At 72.6% G+C, this 20,354-nt stretch carries 16 protein-coding genes and 1 riboswitch; of the genes, 13 read left to right on the top strand and 3 right to left on the bottom strand.

All coding sequences use genetic code 11. The annotated features are described in order from the left end of the window. The first annotated feature begins 96 nt into the window (after positions 1–96). From ACIQ5Y_RS27030 to ACIQ5Y_RS27000, 7 genes are all read left to right on the top strand, one after another. Positions 97–1,437: a chloride channel protein gene (locus ACIQ5Y_RS27030; RefSeq protein WP_403885619.1), complete on the top strand. Its 1,341-nt coding sequence runs from the start codon at positions 97–99 to the stop codon at positions 1,435–1,437. A gap of 42 nt (positions 1,438–1,479) precedes the next feature. After that, positions 1,480–2,406, top strand: a complete 927-nt coding sequence (locus ACIQ5Y_RS27025; RefSeq protein ID WP_403885616.1) for an aldose 1-epimerase family protein — start codon at positions 1,480–1,482, stop codon at positions 2,404–2,406. Positions 2,407–2,438: 32 nt separating this feature from the next. After that, positions 2,439–3,362, top strand: coding sequence for a cyclase family protein (locus ACIQ5Y_RS27020; RefSeq protein ID WP_403885613.1), 924 nt, complete (start codon positions 2,439–2,441; stop codon positions 3,360–3,362). Between the two features lie 158 nt (positions 3,363–3,520). Next, complete coding sequence (locus tag ACIQ5Y_RS27015) at positions 3,521–5,101, top strand: GMC oxidoreductase (protein WP_403885610.1); 1,581 nt, start codon at positions 3,521–3,523, stop codon at positions 5,099–5,101. A gap of 223 nt (positions 5,102–5,324) precedes the next feature. Then, on the top strand, positions 5,325–6,131 hold the full coding sequence (locus ACIQ5Y_RS27010) for an SDR family oxidoreductase (RefSeq protein WP_403885692.1): 807 nt from the start codon (positions 5,325–5,327) through the stop codon (positions 6,129–6,131). Between the two features lie 53 nt (positions 6,132–6,184). Continuing rightward, entirely contained in the window at positions 6,185–7,630 is a 1,446-nt protein-coding gene (locus ACIQ5Y_RS27005) for a cytochrome ubiquinol oxidase subunit I (protein WP_403885607.1), read from the top strand. Next, positions 7,630–8,676: a cytochrome d ubiquinol oxidase subunit II gene (locus tag ACIQ5Y_RS27000; RefSeq protein ID WP_403885604.1), complete on the top strand. Its 1,047-nt coding sequence runs from the start codon at positions 7,630–7,632 to the stop codon at positions 8,674–8,676. Before ACIQ5Y_RS27005 ends, ACIQ5Y_RS27000 begins: the two co-directional genes overlap by 1 nt. Before the next feature lie 11 nt (positions 8,677–8,687). Here ACIQ5Y_RS27000 and ACIQ5Y_RS26995 read toward each other — a convergent pair whose 3' ends face one another. Continuing rightward, complete coding sequence (locus tag ACIQ5Y_RS26995; protein WP_403885601.1) at positions 8,688–9,713, bottom strand: Lrp/AsnC family transcriptional regulator; 1,026 nt, start codon at positions 9,711–9,713, stop codon at positions 8,688–8,690. Between the two features lie 260 nt (positions 9,714–9,973). On the opposite strand from ACIQ5Y_RS26995, the gene ACIQ5Y_RS26990 reads away from it, so the two are divergent. Both ACIQ5Y_RS26990 and ACIQ5Y_RS26985 read left to right on the top strand, forming a co-directional pair. Then, positions 9,974–11,443 (top strand): MFS transporter, encoded by a 1,470-nt coding sequence (locus ACIQ5Y_RS26990; protein WP_403885598.1) that lies wholly within the window; start codon positions 9,974–9,976, stop codon positions 11,441–11,443. Further along, entirely contained in the window at positions 11,440–12,627 is a 1,188-nt protein-coding gene (locus ACIQ5Y_RS26985; RefSeq protein WP_403885595.1) for a M20 family metallopeptidase, read from the top strand. Before ACIQ5Y_RS26990 ends, ACIQ5Y_RS26985 begins: the two co-directional genes overlap by 4 nt. A 55-nt stretch (positions 12,628–12,682) precedes the next feature. Here the strand turns inward: ACIQ5Y_RS26985 and ACIQ5Y_RS26980 are convergent, their stop codons facing one another. Then, positions 12,683–14,773, bottom strand: coding sequence for a hypothetical protein (locus ACIQ5Y_RS26980; RefSeq protein WP_403885591.1), 2,091 nt, complete (start codon positions 14,771–14,773; stop codon positions 12,683–12,685). A gap of 22 nt (positions 14,774–14,795) precedes the next feature. Beyond that, entirely contained in the window at positions 14,796–15,560 is a 765-nt protein-coding gene (locus ACIQ5Y_RS26975) for a type 1 glutamine amidotransferase domain-containing protein (RefSeq protein ID WP_403885588.1), read from the bottom strand. A 175-nt stretch (positions 15,561–15,735) separates the two neighbouring features. Between ACIQ5Y_RS26975 and ACIQ5Y_RS26970 the strand changes: the two genes are divergently transcribed. The 4 genes from ACIQ5Y_RS26970 (at position 15,736) to ACIQ5Y_RS26955 (ending at position 20,299) form a co-directional block, all read left to right on the top strand. After that, the gene (locus tag ACIQ5Y_RS26970; protein ID WP_403885586.1) at positions 15,736–16,734 is read left to right on the top strand and encodes an AraC family transcriptional regulator ligand-binding domain-containing protein; all 999 of its coding nucleotides are present in this window, start codon (positions 15,736–15,738) and stop codon (positions 16,732–16,734) included. Between the two features lie 55 nt (positions 16,735–16,789). Then, a riboswitch (guanidine-III (ykkC-III) riboswitch) is annotated at positions 16,790–16,849 on the top strand. 75 nt (positions 16,850–16,924) lie between these two features. Then, entirely contained in the window at positions 16,925–17,374 is a 450-nt protein-coding gene (locus tag ACIQ5Y_RS26965; RefSeq protein ID WP_403885583.1) for an Ohr family peroxiredoxin, read from the top strand. Next, positions 17,367–17,813, top strand: a complete 447-nt coding sequence (locus ACIQ5Y_RS26960; protein WP_403885580.1) for a hypothetical protein — start codon at positions 17,367–17,369, stop codon at positions 17,811–17,813. Before ACIQ5Y_RS26965 ends, ACIQ5Y_RS26960 begins: the two co-directional genes overlap by 8 nt. Before the next feature lie 107 nt (positions 17,814–17,920). Beyond that, a complete protein-coding gene (locus tag ACIQ5Y_RS26955) occupies positions 17,921–20,299 on the top strand; it encodes an ADP-ribosyltransferase domain-containing protein (protein ID WP_403885577.1) in 2,379 nt (792 codons plus the stop codon). Positions 20,300–20,354 lie beyond the last annotated feature (55 nt).

Here is a 20,354-nt window from a genome sequence, read left to right as displayed (position 1 = left end):
CCCGCGCCGCCTGTCGTGGTTCGTGAGGAGTGGTTGCGGTTGTCCAATGCCGAGACTCGACCTTCCGAAGCGAAACAGCCCGAAGAGGCGAACCTGTTGGGTGAACTGCTGAGCAGTCCCGGCTATTTGAAGACCCTCGTCTTCTGCGCGCTCATCGGCGTCCCGGTGTCGCTGGTGGCGTTCTGGTTCCTGGTCGGGCTCCACCAGCTGGAGAAGCTGATGTGGGACGGCCTGCCGGATGCGCTCGGCTGGAACGTCCCGCCGTGGTGGTGGCCGTTGCCGCTGCTGCTCGTGGCCGGTGTGACCGTCGGGCTCGTGGTCACCCGTATGCCCGGCGGGGGCGGCCACATTCCCGCCGGGGGACTGCACACGGGAGGTGTCTCGCCCGCAGCCCTGCCCGGCGTGGTGCTCGCCGCCGTGCTGAGCCTTCCCCTCGGTGCCACCCTGGGTCCGGAGGCCCCGCTGATCGCCCTCGGTGGCGGCTTGGCCCTCGTCTTCAGGGATCTGGCGCGGATCCCGGCGAACCCCCAGAGCGCGGCGCTGCTGGGCGCGGCGGGAGCGGCGTCGGCGATCGCGGTGATCTTCGGGAGCCCGCTGGTCGCGGCGGTGCTGCTGATCGAAGTGGCCGGGGTGGGCGGGCCTCAACTGTTCGCGGTCATGCTGCCCGCACTGCTGTCGAGCGGGGTGGGCGCGCTCGTGTTCACCGGGTTCGGCCGCTGGACGGGCCTCGACGCGCCCAGCCTCTCCATGAAGGTCGGCGCCCCGGTGTCGCACCTCGATGCCGGGGACGTGTTCTGGGCGGTCCTGATGGCCGTGGCCATCGGCGCCGGCATCTTCCTGATCATGCAAGGGGGGCAGCTGACCGCGCGGTTCGTCGCGAAGCGCACCGTCCTCCACACCACCCTCTGCGCCGTGGCGGCCGGTGTCTGCGGCGCCGTGTACGCGCTCGCCACCGGCCGGACGCCCGCCGACGTGGCGTCCTCCGGCCAGGCGACGCTGGGCCGACTGGCCGCCGATCCGCACAGCTGGGGGGTCGGGGACCTGATCGCCGTACTGCTGTGCGCCGGCGCCGCCTATGCCCTGTGTCTGGGCAGCCTGCGGGGCGGCCCCATCTTCCCGTCGCTGTTCCTGGGCGGTGCGGTGGGCGTGCTGCTCTCGCCCCTGCCGGGCCTGGGCGTCGTACCGGGAATGGCCGCGGGCATGGCGGCCGCGTCCGTCAGCGCCCTGCGGCTGCCCGTCAGCAGCATCGTGCTCGTCGTCCTGGTACTCGACAGTGCCGCCATGACCCCGGTGATCGTCCTGGCGGCCGTCGTGTCCTTCGTGACCACCCAGTTGCTGATGCGCCGCTCCACGCGCCGGGCCGCGGGCGCACCCGCGCGGCCGACGGCCGCCCCTCCCCCCTCCCCCGGCGCGGCGGGTGCGGCCGGCTCCGCCTGAGCCCCGTCCGCCGCACCTCCGTCGCACACCGAGGAGCCGCGCATGCCCCCGACCGCATCGGGAGAACAGTGGCCGCTGCGCCGCGGCGCGCAGGCCGCGGTGGTGGTCGAGCTGGGCGGCGCCCTGCGCGAGTACGCGGTGGGCGGGCGGCCGCTCCTCGACGGATTCGCCGCCGACGAGCCGGTCACCGGTGGTCGCGGGCAGCTCCTCGTACCGTGGCCGAACCGGGTGGCCGGGGGGCGCTACCGGTTCGGCGGCGGGGAGCGGCAACTGCCGCTGACCGAGCCGGAGAACGGCAACGCGATCCACGGCCTGCTGAGGTGGGTTCCGTGGCGGCTGCTGGCCCACGCGGAGGATGCGGTCACCGTGGGTACCACTCTCTTCCCGCAGCCGGGATACCCGTTCCGGCTGGAGGTGTCCGCCGAGTACCGGCTGGGCCCGGACGGGCTGGAGACCACCGTCACCGCCACCAACCGGGGGGAGAGCGCCGCGCCCTACGGCGTGGGCCAGCACCCCTATCTGACCGTGGGCACCGATCTGGTGGACGACGCGCTGCTGACCGTGCCGGCCCGCCTCCGGCTGGACGCCGACGAGCACGGCGTGCCGATCGGCGAGGAGCCGGTCGAGGGCACGGCGTACGACTTCCGCACGGCCCGGCCCATCGGCGAGGAGCACCTGGACACCGCGTTCACGGGGCTCGACAGGGACCCGGGCGGCCACTGCGCGGTACGGCTGGCGCACCCGTCGGGGGACCGCGGCGTCGACGTACGGCTCCTCCAGGGCGTTCGGTACGTGCAGGTGTACACCGGGGACACGCTGTCCGAGCCCGGGCGGCGCCGGCGGGGTGTGGCCGTCGAGCCGATGTCCTGCCCGGCGGACGCCTTCCGCAGCGGCACCTCGCTCACCGTTCTGCAACCGGGCGACAGGCACGTCTTCCGGTGGGGTCTTTCCCCGTGGGGATCCTGGTGACCCCGGATTCCGGGCCGTCGGCGCCGGGGCGCATGAGCGATGGCGCGTTCCGCGCACTGTACGAGGAGCTGCGCGAGCACACCCCCCGCGCGTCCGACGACCGGCGCGGCGCGCTCGGCCACCTGACGCCCGAGCGCGTCGTGGCCGCCACGGCCGAGGTCCGCTCCGGACGTACGGTGTCCCTCGCCGCGCCCGTCGAGACCCTGGCGGGTGCGGACAATCCCGAGCCCGCGCGGCACCGGATGATCGAGCCCTCCGGGGGTGAGACCGGTGCGTCGGGCGGCGCCGGGCTGCACTTCGCGCGCGACCGGTTCGCGATGAACGTGCACGGGGACGCGGACAGCCATCTCGACGCGCTCTGCCACGTGCTGTTCGACGGGGCGCTCTACAACGGCGTGCCGGCGAGCAGTGTCACCTCCGAGGGCGCCGGCGCGCTCTGCGTGGAAGCCGTCCGGGACGGCATCGTCGGCCGTGGTGTGCTCCTGGACGTTCCGCGGCTGCGGGGCGTGCCGTGGCTGGAGCCCGGGGAGCACGTGACCGCCGCCGACCTGGCCGGGGCGGAGGCGGCCCAAGGCGTGCGGGTCGGGCCGGGGGACGTGCTGTTCGTACGGGTGGGGCATCGCCTGCGGCGCCGGGAGCTCGGGGCGTGGGACGCCGCACGGGCCCGGGCCGGCCTCCATCCCACGGCCGTACGGTTCCTGGCCGAGCGGCGGGTCGCCGCGCTGGGCTCGGACGGCAACAACGACACCGCCCCCAGTGCGGTGGCCTCGGTGGATTTTCCCGTACACGTGCTGGCGGTGCACGCCATGGGACTGCACCTGATGGACTACCTGCAGTTCGAGGAGCTGGCGCCGGCCTGCGCGGACGCGGGCCGGTGGTCCTTCCTGTGCGTGGTGGCGCCGCTCAGGCTTCCCTCGGCCACCGGCTCGCCCGTGAACCCGATCGCCGTCCTCTGACGGCCCGGCGGGGGTGCCGCCTCCGTCGTCCCGCCGGGTCGCCGTTCCCGGCACGGAGGGATACGTTCGAAGAGGTGGGGTGGCTGCCGTGTCGCGGCAGAGCGCAGGGAGAGGGCCGGTGACAGGGCGGGCCCACGAGCGCAAGGACGGTGGTCGCCGTGGGCGACTCCCCGCACTACGACGTCGTCATCATCGGTTCGGGCGCCGGCGGCGGTACGCTCGCCCACCGGCTCGCCCCGTCCGGGAAACGGGTGCTCATCCTCGAACGCGGTGACTACCTCCCCCGCGAGCGGGACAACTGGGACTCCACCGCCGTGTTCGTGAAGGGCAAGTACCGTGCCCCGGAGTTCTGGCTCGACAAGGACGGCAACGAGTTCCCGCCCGAGGTGAACTACTACGTCGGAGGGAACACGAAGTTCTACGGCGCGGCCCTCTTCCGGCTGCGGCCCGAGGACTTCGGGGAACTCCGCCACCACGACGGACTGTCCCCGGCCTGGCCGATCCGCTACGAGGACCTCGAGCCGTACTACACACAGGCCGAGCACCTCTACCTGGTCCACGGACGCCACGGGGAGGACCCGTGGGAAGGGCCGTGCAGTGCCCAGTACGCCTATCCCCCGGTCGAACACGAGCCTCGGATCCAGCAGTTGAGCGACGACCTGGAGAAGCGGGGGCTGCACCCCTTCCACCTGCCCATCGGTGTGAACCTGGTACAGGACGAACACGGGCGTGCGAGCGGCTCCAGCGTCTGCATCCGCTGCGACCGGGTGGACGGGTTCCCGTGCCTGGTGCGCGGCAAGTCGGACGCCCAGGTGATCTGCGTGGAGCCGGCGTTGCGGCACCCCAACGTCGAGATGGTCACCCATGCGCGGGTGGTCCGGCTGGAGACCGACCCCACCGGACGCACCGTCAGCGGTGTGGTGACCCGGAGCGAGGACGGTGCGGAGACCTCCTACACGGCGGACATCGTGGTCGTGGCCTGCGGGGCGGTCAACTCGGCGGTGCTGCTGCTGGCTTCGGCCGGCGACCGCCACCCGCACGGGCTGGCGAACAGCTCGGGCGTGGTCGGCCGGCACTACATGCGGCACAACAACCTCGCGTTGATGGCCATTTCGAAGGAGCCCAACGACACGAAGTTCCAGAAGACCCTGGCCCTGCACGACTGGTACCTCGGCGCCGACGACTGGGACTACCCGCTGGGCGGCATCCAGATGCTCGGCAAGTCGGACGCCGACCAGATCCACGGTGAGGCGCCCCGCTGGGCCGGCGCCGTGACCCCCGACATGCCCTTCGAGGTGATGGCGCATCACGCGGTCGACTTCTGGTTGTGCGGCGAGGACCTCCCCCTCCCCGACAACCGCGTCACGGTCGACGGTGACGGCACCATCCGTCTCGTGCTGGACGAGAAGAACAACGTCGCGGGGCTGACCCGCCTGCGGCACAAGCTCCAGGGCATGCTCAGCCATCTGGGGATGCACGAGCACCGGCTGCTGTCGCGGAGCATCTATCTCCACAAGGGCATGCCGATCGGCGCCACGGCGCACCAGGCCGGCACCGTGCGGTTCGGCGAGGACCCGGCCGCCTCCGCCCTGGACGTGAACTGCAAGGCGCACGACCTCGACAACCTGTACGTGGTCGACACGAGCTTCTTCCCGAGCATCGGGGCGGTCAACCCGTCGCTCACGGCGATCGCGAACGCCCTGCGGGTGGGCGACCACCTGCTGGAACGGCTGGGCTGACCCGGACCCCCACCCCTGTGCCCACCCCTGCCCCACAAGTTCCTCCGACCGGGCGGCGATGCTCCGCCGCGTGGCCCAAGACCACCTCGCCCGGGGCGCCGGTCCGCGGACGGGGTGCTTGGGTGGCGTTCGGACGCTGCCGTGCCGCGGTCCGGCGGCCCGGGCCGGGCATTCGAGGAGGCGGTCTACGTTGAGTTCCCACCGAAGCGGACCGCGGGGAGTGATTCCCGCTCACCTGCTCAAAGGCCAGAAGGCGCTGGTCACCGGCGCCAACAGCGGTATCGGCAAGGCCACTGCCATCGGCCTGGGTCGGGCCGGAGCCGATGTGGTGGTGAACTACGTGGCCGGCGAGGAAGAGGCCCGGAAGGTGGTCGAGGAGATCGCCTCGTTCGGCGTGCGCGCCGCCGCGTACGAGGCGGACGTGTCCCAGGAGGACCAGGTCGTGGCCATGATGGACCGGATGGTCCAGGAGTTCGGCACGATCGACATCCTGGTCGCCAACGCCGGACTGCAGCGCGACGCCCCGTTCGAGGAGATGACGCTCGCCCAGTGGCAGAAGGTGATCGACGTCAACCTCACGGGCCAGTTCCTGTGCGCGCGGGAGGCCACGAAGGAGTTCCTGCGGCGCGGTGTGGTTCCCGAGGTGTCCCACGCGGCCGGGAAGATCATCTGCATGAGTTCCGTGCACCAGATCATCCCCTGGGCGGGGCACGTGAACTACGCCTCCTCCAAGGGCGGCGTGCAGATGCTGATGGAGACCCTGGCCCAGGAGCTCGCGCCCAAGAAGATCCGCGTGAACGCGATCGCCCCGGGCGCCATCAGGACGCCGATCAACCGGGGCGCGTGGGAGACCGAGGCCGCCCGGGAGGACCTGCTCCGGCTGATCCCGTACGACCGCATCGGCGACCCCGAGGACATCGCGCACGCGGCCGTGGCCCTCGCCTCCGACCTCATGGACTACGTCGTGGGCGCCACGCTCTACGTGGACGGCGGGATGACCCTCTTCCCCGGCTTCGCCACCGGCGGCTGAGCCCGGCGGCCCCGGCCCCGTACGGCCCGTGATCCCGAGCGGCAAAGGAACACATGCACACCACGTTCCACCTGCTGGCGGCGGACGCACCCGCGCAGCTGCTCCCGGCCAGGGAACTCATGGCGTTCACCCTCGCCTCCCACATCATCCTGGTGCCGATGGGAGTGGCACTGCCGCTCATCACCCTCCTCATGCACTACCGCGGCCTGCGCCGGAACGACGCCACGGCCCTGCTCCTGGCCCGGCGCTGGTCGGCCGTGATGGCCGTGCAGTTCGCGATCGGCGTCGTCACCGGCACCGTGTTGTCGTTCGAGTTCGGCCTGCTCTGGCCCGGCCTGATGGGCAGGTGGGGCGATGTCTTCGGCATCGGTTTCGGCGTCGAGGCCTGGGCGTTCTTCCTCGAAGCGGTACTCATCGCCATCTACCTCTACGGCTGGCGCAGGCTGAAGCCGCGCACTCACTTCCTGCTCGGGCTGCCCCTGCCGGCCACCGCGCTGCTGGGGGCCTTCGGCATCCTGGCCGCCAACTCGTGGATGAACACCCCCCAGGGGTTCACGCTCGATTCCGCGGGCGACCCGGTCGACGTGAACGTCTGGAAGGCCGTGTTCACCCCGATGTTCGGGCCCGAGTACTGGCATTTCGTGATGGCGATGCTGGTGACCGCCGGCTACGTCGTGGCGGGCGTCTACGCCGTCGGGTGGCTGCGCGGGCGCCGGGACCACTACCACCGGCTCGGCTTCGCGGTCCCCTTCACCCTCGCCGCGGTGGCCACTCCGGTGCAGTTCGTACTGGGTGACTCGATCGCCCGGCAGGTGTTCCACAAGCAGCCCGTGAAGTTCGCCGCGACGGAGCTCGTCTGGGAGACCGGCACCCACGTACCGGAGTACCTGTACGGCCGGCTCCATCCGGACGGGAGCATCTCCGGCGGCATCAGGATCCCCCAGCTCGACTCCATCCTGGCCGGGTTCACACCGGACACGGAAGTGACCGGGCTGAGCTCCGTCCCGGCGAGCGACCGGCCGAACGCCACCCAGGCCACGATCGCGCACTGGGCCTTCGACACCATGGTCGGAATCGGCAGCCTGCTCCTGCTCCTGGCCCTCTGCTACGGCTTCGTCTGGCTGCGCCACCGGCGGCTGCCCCGCTCCAAGTGGTTCTACCGGGGCGCCGCCTGCGCCGGCGTGGCCTCCGTCATCGCCGTCGAGTGCGGCTGGATCACCACCGAGGTGGGGCGCCAACCCTGGATCGTCTACCAGCACATGCGCGTCGCGGAGGCCGTCACCTCGACCCGGTCCACCGCCCTCTGGGTCATGTTCGGTCTGGTGATCGTGGTGTACGTGTGCGTCTTCGGGGTGTTCCTCGGGATCCTGCTGAAGATGCGCGACGGCTGGCGCCTGGCCGACGGGCGGGCGGGCGGGCATACCGGCGGGCCTGCGGTGGATGAGCCCGAGGCGGTCACCCCTTACGGTCCGCGCCCGCCGGCGGGAGGTGGCACGTGATGGCCGGGGTCGTCGCCTTCGTGCTGCTGCTCGCGGTGGCCGCGTACGCCTGCGGCGGCGGGACCGACTACGGGGCGGGGTTCTGGGACCTGACGGCCGGCGGGACCGAGCGCGGCAAGCGCCCGCGGTGGCTGATCGACCACGCCATGGCGCCCGTGTGGGAGGTCAACAACGTCTGGCTGGTCTTCGTCCTCGTCCTCATGTGGACCGGGTTCCCCGTGATGTTCCAGACCGTGTTCACCGCGCTGTGGCTCCCCCTCGCGCTGGCCGCCCTCGGCATGGTCCTGCGCGGCGCCGGGTTCGCCCTGCGCAAACCCGCCCGGCGACTGGCCCGGCGACGCCTCTACGGCGCCGTCTTCGCGATCTCCTCCCTGCTCACCCCGTTCTTCCTCGGGGCGGCGGTCGGCGCCATCGCCACCGGCCGGATCGCGCCGGGCACCGAGGCCTCCGCGGACGCCTGGGCCAACCACGCGTCCCTCGCGTTCGGGCTGCTCACCATCGCCGCGACAGCGCTCCTCGGTGCCGTGTTCCTGACCGCCGACGCCGCCCGCTTCGACGCGCCCGACCTGGTCGGATACTTCCGGCTCCGCGCCCTCGCCGCCCTCGTCGCGGTCGCCCTGACGGCGGTGGGCGTGCTCCTGGTGACCCGGGGCGACTCCCCCCACGTCTGGCACGGACTGACGCACGGCGCGGGGCTCGCCCTCGCGGTCGTGTCGTTGGTGTGCTTCGCCGCCACGGGACTGCTCGTACTGCGGCGGCGGGTCCACTGGGCACGCTTCGGCGCCGTCGGAACCGTCTGCGCGGCCGTCCTCGCCTGGGGGCTCGCACAGCGCCCCTACCTCATCCCCACCTCCCTGACCGTGGCGGACGCCGCGGGCGATCCCCAGACGCTGATCTGGCTGTCGGTGGTCAGCCTCGTCGCCCTGCTGCTCGTCGCCCCGGCCGTCTTCTTCCTCTACTGGCTCGACACCCACGGCGAGCTGGAACCCCTCACCGATTCCGACCTGCGCCGGTCCGGCCCCGCGCGGGGGGACGAGTCGCCGTGACCGGGGAGGGGTCACACCGGGCCGGCGGGCGCCGTCTCCGCGACCCCGGCCCGTTTGTAGGTGCGCATCAGCAGGGCCGTCTCCACCTGGGTGCCGGCGCCGAGCCGGGGGAAGACCCGGGCCGTGAAGGCGTGCAGGTCCGCGAGGTCGCGGTGGCTTGAGTAGCCGAGGAGCCCCGCGGTCCCCGTGGTGACCACGAGGTGCCGTACCGCGGGCTCGTGCGCGAGCTGGCGTACCGCCGCGTCGAGGCTGCTCTGCGCCACCCCGACCCGGAACCGGACCTCCACCGGATAGCCGAGCACCGCCGGATCGGCGTGCAGGCGCAGGTGCAGGATGTGCGAGGTCATCAGGCGGGCGAGGCGCCGCCGGGCCGTGGTCTCGCTCACCCGCAGCTCACGGGCCAGCCGCGTGGTCGACATCCGGGCGTCCGCGCCCAGCAGCGCGACCAGTCGCCGGTCGAGATCGTCGACGGTGAGCGGCGGGGGCACCTCCAGCCCCGCCATGGCCAGCCGCCGCACCGCGGTCGGCTCCTCGTCGTACGGCGCCCAGTCGCTGGCGGTGAGCAGCAGCCGCAGGACCACGCTGGAGTGGATGTCCACGACCCCGTCGAGCCGGCCGATCACCGAGTCCACGAGGGTCAGCAGGGCGTCGTGACCGGGCGCGTTGAGCTCGGCGAACACTTCCAGGGCGCCCGTGGCCACCTCCACGGAGCGGGTTTCGGGCCGGCGGGCGATGGCCAGCGCCGTCTCGTGGACCCGCCCGGGGGCGCAGCGGACGGCCAGCTCGGCGGTGATCCCCTCGCCCTGGTACTCGGGGATGAGGGCAGCGGTGAAGCGGACGTGGCCCGTCGCGGTCATCCGCTCCAGGCGGCGGGCGACCGTCCGCTCGTGCACCCCGGCCGCCTCGGCCACGTCGGCGAAGGCGGCGCGCGGATCGCGGTGCAGGGCGCGCAGCACCGCGTGGTCGACGGCGTCGAGCTCGGGCGGGTCGGCGGAGTGGGGGGCGCGCTGCGCCGCGCCCGGGGTACCGGTGTTCATCGAGGGCCTCCCAACCGCCGGACGGTACGACACTGCGCGCGGCCCCGCCGACGGCTGTCCGAGCCGCGTCCCCACGGCCTCCGTCGTGCCGGATTCCGCTGCCGAACAGGGGGTGAACGCCGCGTTCACCCGATTATCGGCCCCACTCTTGCCCGGGGTGCGGCCCGCACCGGACATTGTGGTGCGGAATCCGCCCCGCAGGCGGCCCGCCCCTCCCCCTGCCTCGGCCGCACGGCCCGTTCCCCGAACAGGTGATACGTATGACGGACACGGACGCCAGACCCTCGCACTCCCCCGCCGGGGCCTCCTGCGGAGTCCGCGCGACCCCCGGGGGCGCGATCATCGCCTCCGTCATGCTCGTGGAGCTCACCAGCGGCATCACCCAGGGCTTCCTCTCGCCGCTGCTGCGCGGCCTCACCGACACGCTGGGCGTGACGGCGGCCGACCTCAACTGGATCAGCATCGCGAACCTGCTGGCCAGCGTCGCCTTCACCCCGGTCCTGTCCCGGATGGGCGACCTCTACGGCCACCGCCGCGTGCTGCGCTGGAACCTGCTGATCGTCCTCCTCGGCTCGGTCCTCGTCGGACTCAGCCGCGACTTCACCACCCTGTTGTGCGGCCAGATCCTGCAGGGCGCGTTCGCCGGCTTCTTCCCGCTGCTCGTGGGCATCCTGCGCAACCGCAGCCGGGGCGGCGACGCCGAGAGCAGGCGCGGTATCAGCGTGATGGTCGCCGCGCTCGTCGCGGGCCTCGCCCTCGGGCTCGTGGCCAGCGGTTTCGTGGCCAGTACGGTCGACAGTCCGACGGCGGCCCTGTGGGTGCCCGCGGTCGCCACCAGCCTGGCCCTCGCCGTCACCTGGCCGCTGCTGCCCGAGTCGGACCACCGGCCGGGCGGCCGGATCGACTGGGCGGGCGGCGTACTGCTCTGTCTCGGCCTGGCCGCCGTCATGCTGGGCCTCGGCCTCGGCGGCACTCCGGGCTGGGAGTGGACCTCCGTCCGCACCCTGGGCTGCCTGGTGGGCGGCGCGCTCGTCACCGCGCTGTGGGTGCGGGTGGAACTGCGCACTCCCCAGCCGATGATCGACGTGACGATGTTCCGCCGCCGGGGTGTCGTCGTCGTCTCGCTGGTCACCTTGACCTTCACCTTCTGCATGATCGGGCTCCAGGTCGCCAACGCGGTGTTCATGGGGACCGACCCCGCCGCGTACGGCTACGGGCTGGGCCTCGACCCGTTCGCGATCGCCGTCGGCATGCTGCCCAACCTGGTGGCCCTGGCCCTCGGGGCGCTGATCGCGCCGGCCGTGGCCGCCGCCATCAGCGACCGGCTCACGCTCGTCACCGGCTCGCTGCTGATGGCCGCCGGGTACGTGCTGTCGCTGTCCTTCCACGGCGACCTGGCCCTCTTCCTCGCGGGCACCGCCGTGGCGGGTCTGGGCACGGGATTCCTCCAGCACTCCACGCGGACGCTGGCCGTGGAGTCCGTACCGCACGACCGCACCTCGGTGGGCTCCGGCATCAACGAGCTCCTGATCAACGTCGGCGGATCCATCGGCGCGGCCGCCGTGCTGACGGTCTTCGCCTCCCGCACCCCGGCCGGGCGGCCGCTGCCCGAGCTGAGCGCCTACACCCTCTCCTGGACGGTGTGCGCCCTGGTCTCGGTGGCCGGCGCCGCCATCGCGCTGGTCTACCGCAGGCCGCGCGCCGAGCGCACCGGGCAGGTGGGCCGATGAGCGCCCCCGAGCTGCTGCGCGAGCGCGCCCGGGCCGTTCTGGCAGCGCGCCAGGACGCGGTCATCGGCCTCAGCCACGCGCTGCACGCCGATCCCGAACTCGCCTACGAGGAGCACCGCGCCGCCCGGCGCATCGCGGACCTCGTCGAGGGGGCCGGTTTCGAGGTCACCCGAGGCGCGTACGGGCTGCCGACCGCGTTCAGCGCCACCGCCGGCAGCGGCGAACTCGTCATCGGGATCTGCGCCGAGTACGACGCGCTGCCCGGCATCGGCCACGCCTGCGGCCACAACGTCAACGGCGCCGCCTCCGTGGCCGCCGCGCTGGCGCTGGCCCCGCTCGCCGACGAACTGGGCATCACCGTCAAGCTGCTGGGCACACCGGCCGAGGAGTCCGGCGGCGGCAAGGTGGACATGCTGCGCGAGGGTGCCTTCGACGACGTGGCCGCCGCGATGATGGTGCACGCCGCTCCCTCCGATTCCGTGGGCATGAGCTCGCTCGCCATCAGCAGTTGGAAGGTCGGCTACACCGGGCGGGCCGCGCACGCCGCGGCGATGCCCGAGCGCGGTGTCAACGCCGCCGACGCCATGATGATCGCCCAGGTGGCCATCGCCGCGTACCGGCAGCAGATGCGGCCCGGCGCGGTGGTCTCGGGGGTGGTCACGGGGGGCGGGGAGGCCGCGAACGTGATCCCGGCGCTGACCACGGCCGACTACGACTGCAGGGCCGTCAGCAGTGAGGAGCTCGCCGAGCTCCAGGCCCGGATCCGGGCCTGCTTCGAGGCGGGAGCCCTGGCCACGGGCGCCGAACTGGCCCTGGAGACCGTCGGGAACGACTACGCGGACCTACGCCAGGACTTCGCGATGGGCCGCAGCTACCTCACGGCCGCCCGCGACCTGGGCCGTCGGGTCCAGGACCTGGACCCGACCTTGCGGGGCGGCTCCACGGACATGGGCAACGTCTCGCACCTCGTGCCCACCATCCACCCGATGATCGGCTACGACTGCGGCGAAGCGATCATGCACAACCCCGAGTTCACCCGGTACGGAGTCACGGCCCAGGCCGACCGCGCCGTGCTCGACGGGGGGCTGGCCATGGCCTGGACGGCGATGGACCTAGCGACCGATCCGGAGCACCGCCGGTCCCTGCTGACCCGCCTGGCCGCCCGGCCCGTTCCGCAAGGCTGAGTGACGCGAGGGGTGACCCCGGGCCGCACGTGCCGGGGCCCCCTCGCCTTCGCCGCTACGGCGCGGCCACGGGCATGGCGTAGCCCAGCAGGCCCTCCCTCGTGTACGGGCCTTCGCAGTCGGCCCTGCCGCTGACGAAGTGGTCGAACACCGACGGGATGTAGCACCGGTAGAGGGGCACGGAGCCCGGAACCTGCTTGGTGTACACGTATCCGACCGCGCCGAGGGGCTGTTGGCCCTCGCACCCCGGATCGTGGGTCAGCAGCGAGTGCTCGGCCGCCTTGCACTCGTAGAGCCGGACCGTACCGGGCGCGGGGTCCCGCAGCACCTTCCAGACCCCCTCGTGGGTGAACCCGGCGGGCAGGGGGCGTGAGGAAGCCAGGTGCCCGCTGTGGGCGCGGTAGCCGCGTACCAGCGGTGCGTACGGGGTGGTGTGGCCGCTGCTGCGCTCCCAGGTGCGCAGGTAGCCCTCGGCGCCCCGCATGAGTTCGTCCACCACGTCCTGGCCGCCGGTGACCCGAATGTCCTCGATCCAGTCCGGTACGAGGCCGTAGTGGGTTCCGCCGCCGTCGGTGTTGACGTCCCAGACCCGGGAGCCGGTGACCTGCCGGTCGAGGACCGAACCGCCGTCGGGGCTGCGGAAGGGGTAGTGGACGGGGCTTCCGGCCGCGGCCCGGGGGCCGGGGAGCCAGGCGAAGCCGTTCATGTCGGTGCCGATCCCGTACCCGGCGCCGTACTTCGCCCGCAGGTCCGCGTGCCTGCGCGCCTCGGCGGTGAAGGCGGTCGCCTCGTACATGTGGCCGGTGATGAAACCGCCCAGGCGGTAGACGCGTTCCGTCCAGTTGTCGTCCATCCAGCCGTGGGTGGACAGGGCACCGGAGTACTGCTCGGCTTCGAGCACGCGCAGCGCCTGGTTCGCCGCCTTGACGCTCATGTGGTCCAGTTCCAGCATCATGTTGCGTTTCGTCATGCCCAGCACCGCGTACTCGCCGAGCGCCGTCAGGCCCCGCCGGTTGCACTGCGCCGCCTGCAAGGAGGTCCCGTACTGGGGCAGTTCGACCCCTTCGGGCAGCGCGGCGCGGACCCTGGCTTCCGCCTCCGCCTGCGAGGTGCCGGGTTCCCCGGCCGACAGGCCCGCTGCGAGTCCGAAGCCGATCGGGTTGTCGTGCTCGGGGCCGGTACAGGGCTCCGTGCTCCAGAAGGTGCCGGTCGACAGGAACTGGCCGACGTTGATCGCCATGCCCGTGGTGCCGGTGTCGAACCGGACGCCGCACAGGGCGTTGTCGAACTTGTGGCACAGGAACATGCTGCGCACGCCGAGCCGGTGCAGTTCGTCCAGGCCGCGGTCGATGTCGGCCATGGTGCAGCGGGCGCCGTCCAGCACCTGCTTGCAGCCGAACGGTTCGGAGGTCTCCACGCCGAGGACGACGGCGAGTTTGCCCTGCTCGATGACCTTGCGGGCCTGATCGGGCTCGGTGACGACCCGGAACCATCCCTTGCCGGCGCCGCCGTACATGGCGTCGACGTAGTCCTGGAGTTCGTAGGTCTTCTGGATCTGGAGCCTGATCGCGGTCATCTCGTCGCAGCCGCGGTCCTTGAAGAAGTACAGCGAGCAGATGACCCCGTTGGTGACCATGTCGTTGACCAGGACGCGCTGGCCGCCCCGCCAGGCTCGCTCGACCCAGGCGTAGTAGGTCTGCTGGTGGGTGGAGGAGTCGTGGGCCGGCCAGTCCCGGAACGTGGGCCAGCCGTTCGGGTCGTGCCGGCCGTCACCACCCTTGGTGATCATGTCGAAGAGGGCGAGGACGCCGTTCGGGTAGTGCTCGGGGCAGTCCCTCAGGGCGTCCGCCACGCCCGCCGGGGAGAAGACCTTCCCGCAGACCAGCCGTCCGCCGAAGCCCTCGTTCGACATCAGGTGGACGTGCCCGTCGACCCAGCCGCGGACCCGGCCCTGGGCGTCGGTCCCGGTGAACGGCTCGCCCGTGACGCCCACCTGCGAGTCCGGAGCCGGGCGCGCCACGGGCTCGCACCACTGCGGGCCCGCCGACGCGCCGGCGGCCGCGGGGCCGAGCACCAGGGTGAGCATCGCGAGGACCAGGCCGAATAACAGGTACCGGCGTCGTCCGAGGACCCTTCGTCGATTCATCCCGAACCCTTTCACGATGAGTTCATGACAATCTGGCCGCCTCGTGGGCACGGACCAGGGCCAGGTAGTCCGCCGCGAGCCGGTGGCAGTCGCCGGGCCACCGCGCGGAGACGTAGTTGCCGTCCTTGACGGTGAAGCCGCGTCCGGGCCGGGCGGCGGTGTCACGGACGGGCAGCGGCGGGCCGGCCAGGAAGTGGCGCGGATCGGCGAGCGCCGCGGTGACCTCCTGCTGCACGGTGGTGCGGTAGGTGCGGTAGTACCGGCCCAGCCAGAGCCGGGTCAGGTTCCACCCGGTCAGCTCCAGCAGGGAGGTCAGGGCCGTGGTGCGCCTGCCGTGGAGGACCGAGCGCCCGGTGGCGGTATCGGTGGCCCGGGCGGCGAGCAACACGCCGTGGCAGACGGCACCGACCGGCAGCCCTTGGGTGAAGACCTGGGCGAACAACCGCTGGGCGGTGGCGTCCTCCAGCAGGGTCCGCATCCCCTCGGCGTGGCCACCGGGTACGAAGAGGCCCGTGACGGCGTCCGGTTCGACGTCCGCGTAGGCCGACGGGGCGAGGAACCAGGGGTCTTCGGTGAGGCGCCGGTAGGCGGCGAGCTCGGCGCGGCGGGTCATGAGCCAGGGCGACAGCCAGGAGAAGCCGAGGTCGGTGAGCCTGGGGTCGGCGTACGCGGCCTTCCCCGCGGGGGTCGCGAACCGCACCTCGAAGCCGGCGTCGCGCAGTGCGGCCCAGGGCACCGCCGCCTCGGTCGGGTCGTAGTCGCCTGCGGGGAGCAGGAAGAGAATCACGGCGTACTCCTCTGAGCGGTGTCCGAAGGCGACCTTAGGAGCGCCCGGCGGCGCCGTCATTCACCCGGGCGGCCAACCCGTTGACTCCCCGGGCCGCCGACCGTCCCCGACCGTCCTGCCTCCCGTGCCCCGGGCGGTGTTGACGCGGCCGGTGCTCCGGCATTGACTGGCGGCCGTGTCCCTCACCGAGCCGCCCACCGTCACCTCGTGCTACGCCCTCGCCGTGCTGAGCGCCGCGGCGGAGGGCACCGGCGGTTCCGGTCCCCGGGCCCTGCCCGCGGACCGGCTGCAGTACGCGGAGATGCGTGTGCTGTGGGACGAGGTCCTCGGCGCCCGGGGCGCGGGCCCGCACACCGGGCTCCTCGTGGGGGACCGCATCCGGCCCACGGGCCTGCACATCCTGGGACACCTCGTCCTCACGAGCGCCAGCCTCGCGGAGGCCGCGCTGGCGGCGGAGCACTACCACTCCCTGGTGAGCCAGGCCGGCAGGGTGAGCGTGGACCGCCGGGGGGACGTCGGCCGGGTCCGCTACCGGCCGACCGTGGACCCGGCGGCCATGCACCCCCAGCAGGTGGAGGCGGTCGTCAGCAGCATGGTGCGGGCGGGCCGCTGGATCGCCGGCGACGGCTGGGCGCCGCTGTCCGTGTCGTTCGCGCACCCGCGTACGGGTTCGGCGGAGCCGTACGCCCGCGTCCTCGGCTGTCCGGTCGTGTTCGACGCCCCGGAGAACGTGATCACGGTCGCCAACGAGGACCTCGACAGGCGCCGACCGCTCCACGATCCGGCGCTCAACGCCCTGCACCGGGCCTACGCCGACCGGCTCCTGCACCGGCTGTCCACGCCCCCGTCCGTGGCCGATCGCGTACGGCAGTGGCTGGAGCCGGCCGCGCTCGGGGACACGGGCCCGGAGGGCCCCGCCAAGGAGCTCGGCCTCAGCGTCCGGACCCTGCGCAGGGCCCTGCAGGCGGAGGGCACCTCGTGGCGCGCGCTCCTCGACGACGCCCGCCACGGCCGGGCCCGTCGGCTGCTGGAGACCACGATCCTGCCGCTGGACCGGATCGCGCCGCTCGTCGGCCTGAGCGGTGCGACGGCCCTGGTGCGCGCCTTCACCCGGTGGGAGGGCATGCCTCCCGGGGCGTACCGCAGCCGCGGGGCCGGACCCGGCGGCGGGTGAGGAAGGTCACCGCCCGGCGGGTCCCCGGGCGGCCGTGTCCGTTGCTAACTTGTCCGGCGGCCTTGCGAGGCCCCGGACGAGATGCGCCGTACCCGGTTACGCACGACGACGCGCGAGGTGCCGCCGACGCGGCGCCGACCGCTGTCCGCACCCGGGCAGCGTCCTCGTCGAGCAAGATGGGCCGTACGCCATGACCGTGCCACTCACCCGCAGCCTGTACCGGACGACCGCGCACGCCGCCGGGGGCCGTTCCGGATCCGTCCGCACGGACGACGGGCGCCTGGACGTCCGTCTCGCCCCGCCGCGCAAGAAGGTGCCCGGCACCACCAATCCCGAGCAGCTGTTCGCGGCCGGTTTCGCGGCCTGCTTCACGTCCGCGCTCGCGGAGGTCGCCGCCGAGTTCGGGGCGGACGCCTCCGCCGCGCGCGTGGCCTGCGAAGTGCAGCTCGGCACCACGGACACCCCGGCCGGCTACGGCCTCGCGGTGGCCCTCACGGTCAGCCTGCCGGGGTGGCGGGCGGCGGACCTCCAGCCGCTGCTGCACCGGGCGGACGCGGTCTGCCCGTACTCGCAGGCGGTACGCGGCAACGTACCGCTGACCCTCCTGGCCGTGGACGACCCCGCCGCCGACCGTGCCTGAGCCCGAGCCGCCGGCGGACCGGTTCCCGGGCGGGCCCGGCATCCCGGTGCCCGAGTACGGTGCCTGGCTGCGCCGCGGCATCAGCCGCGACGGCGGACCTCTCGTGGAGGACCGCGAGGTGGTGTGGCTGCAGGCCGGCCCGTACTACGCCGACAGCCGGGGCTTCGCCGGTACGACCTCCTTCGACGGATCCCAGGTGCGTTTCCACCACCTCACGGGCGAGTCCGGCGAGGACACCGGCACCTTCCGGCGGGAGGGCGCGAACCTCGTCGAGCGGGGCACCAACCCGGACGGGGGCACCTTCCTGGAGATCTGGACCCCGCTGCCCGGCGCGGACGGCGGCGCCGGTTCCTGGGCCGGCCGGGACCATCACGTGGTGCGCGTCGGTCGGCACGTGGTGCACGTCGATTCCCGTGCGGGTACCTACTGGCGGCTGTGAAGCGGAGCCCTGACGGAAGGTCATCGTCCCCTTGCCGGAACGGCGTTGTCAGTGGTGGCGGCTAGGTTCGAGGTGTTGCAAGGGCCGTTTCCCGACAGGAGTGGACGATGACCGAGAGCAGTGTTCAGCCCGTGCTCAGGGTTGTACTGACAGACGTCAACGAGCGTGTGGTGGAGGCGTGGAGGGCGGCTTTCGCGGACACCCCCGGCATCGAGATCCGCCGGGGCTCGATCCTGGACGAGGACGTCGACGCCTGGGTCACGCCGACGAACTCCCGGGGCCGGATGGACGGCGGGGTCGACGCCGTCATCAAGCGGCACCTCGGATCCGGCATCCAGCTGCGGGTGCAGCGCGCGATCCGCGACCGGTTCGGGGGAACGCTTCCGGTGGGCAGCGCGGTCTGCGTCCCGTCGGGGGCGACCGTCCCCCGGTACCTGATATCGACGCCGACCATGGTTCGGTCCTCGCAGAACGTGAGTGCCACGCTGAACGTGGCCCTGGCGTGCGCCGCCGCGTTCCAGGCAATCCACCGGCAGAACCGGAAGCAGCCCGGCAGCATCCGCTCGGTGGCGCTGGTCGGGATGGGCGCGCAGACCGGCCGGGTCCCGGCCAGGGTGTGCGCGAACCTGATGTGGACCGGCTACACGCTCTTCCACGACCACTGGTTCGAGGACGACGACGAGCTGCGTGCCACGATCACCACGCAGCTGGACGGCATCGAGAGCGCCCCGGTCGAGCAGCGGGTGCGCATCGTGCCGCCGCAGGCCCCGGCCCCGGCCGCCGCTCCGGAGCCGGTGCCTGTGCCGGTGCAGGAGTCGGTGCCTGTGCTGGTGCAGGAGTCGGTGCAGGAATCGGTGCAGGAGTCGGTTCCGGCAGCGGCCTCCGAGCCTGCCCAGCCCGTCGCGGACGACCCCCTGGCTCTCGCCGAACTCTTCGACGGGGGCGGTGAGCCCTGGCTTCCGCTCCTGAAGCCCGTCATCGAGGCGCGGCCGGACGCCGCCCGGTTCATCGGGAAGGGGCGCAGCCCCGAGGTCGTCCCGGTCCGGGAGCTGACCTTCCAGGCGCTGAAGCCCAACCCGCCGCACAAGTGGAAGGTCGTCGTCTTCGGTCAGAACCCGTACCCGCGCCCGGAGAGCGCGACGGGCATCGCCATGTTCGACAACACCTTCAACGACTGGAAGGACAGCCAGTTCGGCCGGGTCGTCAGCATCCGCTGCATCATCAAGGCGGCGGCGATGTGGAAGTACGGCATAGCGAAGAAGACGCCCATCGCCGATGTCCGCGCGCTGCTCAAGGAGCGGGAGACGGTCCAGCCTCCCGAGTGGTTCCAGGCGATGCTGACCCAGGGCGTGCTGCTGCTCAACGCCTCGCTGACCGCCAGCGGCGACGGGGCGATGGGCGCCGACCAGCACACGGCGTTCTGGCGGCCCGTCGCCGAACGGATCGTCGAGGAGATCCTCAAGGCCAAGCAGGAGGCCGACGAGGAGGACCGCGGGGTCGTGTTCGCATGGTGGGGAGCGCACGCCCGGAGCCTGAAGAAGGTCGTCCTGCGGCTCCAGGAGAAGTACCCGGACGTCGAGGTCCGCCACATCGACCACGCGAACCCGGCGGCGCAGGGTGACATCTTCTGCGAGGGCGACCACTTCGCCATGGTCAACGAGGCCCTCGCCTCGCTGGGCGCCGACGGGATCGACTGGTTGCCGAGCAAGGGGTGGAACGAGGCGGCGGCCGCCGCCGGCGGCGGGGGCGGGGGTGTCGCGGCACGCATGGGCGCCTTCATCGAGTCGACCATGAACCTGCACCAGCTGTACCTGGAGCGACTCACCAGCGTCAAGGACGAGGGCCTGGTCCTCCCCGCGATCACCGGCGTGTTCGACACTCCGCTGATGGACTTCCAGGAGGCCGTCGCCCCGGTCGCCAAGACGCTGTCCGGGATCGCCGGACACATCGACCGGTCGAGGGACTTCGGCAAGCGGAGGGCGGACGAGACGTCCGCGGGCCTGTCCGCCGACGCGATCGCCGCGCTCTACCTCTACACCTGCGAGTCCGCCTTCTACCGCGAGATCAACGCCGTCCTGCGTTCCCCGGACCGCACCAGGGTCACGCCCTACCTGCCGTACCTGCGGCTGCTGTTCTCGGCGGTCTCGGGGCTGCCCGCCCACACGCAGCCGCTGTGGCGGGGCGTGTCGCTGGACCTGCGGTCGCAGTACCCGGTGGGCCGCACGGTGACCTGGTGGGGCGTCTCCTCCTGCACCTCCGAGCTGAAGGTGGCCCGGTCCTTCCTGGGCAGCCGGGGCAAGCGGACCCTCTTCGAGGTGACGCCCTCCCAGGCGGTCGGGATCCGCAACTTCTCCGCCTTCACCGGGGAGGAGGAGTACATCCTCGCGCCGGGCACGCAGCTCAAGGTGACGGACGTGAAGAGCGAGCGCGGCGGGCTGTGCACGGTCAGGCTCACCGAAGTGGCCGACGCCTCGATGGTGTCCTGACCCGTCCTCCCGGGGCCCCGCCGTGCCATTGCACACGGCGGCGCCCCGGGACCCG

Origin of the sequence: Streptomyces sp. NPDC096339 (assembly GCF_044762985.1) — a bacterium.
In the GTDB taxonomy this organism is placed as follows: Bacteria; Actinomycetota; Actinomycetes; order Streptomycetales; family Streptomycetaceae; genus Streptomyces.
The sequence above is the reverse complement of the archived record's forward strand: the minus strand, read 5'-3'. Positions and strand labels throughout refer to the sequence as shown.

Bases quoted from the DNA above. Each gene is read 5' to 3' on its own strand.
- ACIQ5Y_RS27025 (WP_403885616.1), top strand. From the start codon at position 1,480: ATGCCCCCGACCGCATCGGGAGAACAGTGGCCGCTGCGCCGCGGCGCG.
- ACIQ5Y_RS27020 (WP_403885613.1), top strand. From the start codon at position 2,439: ATGAGCGATGGCGCGTTCCGCGCACTGTACGAGGAGCTGCGCGAGCAC.
- ACIQ5Y_RS27005 (WP_403885607.1), top strand. From the start codon at position 6,185: ATGCACACCACGTTCCACCTGCTGGCGGCGGACGCACCCGCGCAGCTG.
- ACIQ5Y_RS27000 (WP_403885604.1), top strand. From the start codon at position 7,630: ATGGCCGGGGTCGTCGCCTTCGTGCTGCTGCTCGCGGTGGCCGCGTAC.
- ACIQ5Y_RS26995 (WP_403885601.1), bottom strand. From the start codon at position 9,713: ATGAACACCGGTACCCCGGGCGCGGCGCAGCGCGCCCCCCACTCCGCC.
- ACIQ5Y_RS26990 (WP_403885598.1), top strand. From the start codon at position 9,974: ATGACGGACACGGACGCCAGACCCTCGCACTCCCCCGCCGGGGCCTCC.
- ACIQ5Y_RS26985 (WP_403885595.1), top strand. From the start codon at position 11,440: ATGAGCGCCCCCGAGCTGCTGCGCGAGCGCGCCCGGGCCGTTCTGGCA.
- ACIQ5Y_RS26980 (WP_403885591.1), bottom strand. From the start codon at position 14,773: ATGAATCGACGAAGGGTCCTCGGACGACGCCGGTACCTGTTATTCGGC.
- ACIQ5Y_RS26965 (WP_403885583.1), top strand. From the start codon at position 16,925: ATGACCGTGCCACTCACCCGCAGCCTGTACCGGACGACCGCGCACGCC.
- ACIQ5Y_RS26955 (WP_403885577.1), top strand. From the start codon at position 17,921: ATGACCGAGAGCAGTGTTCAGCCCGTGCTCAGGGTTGTACTGACAGAC.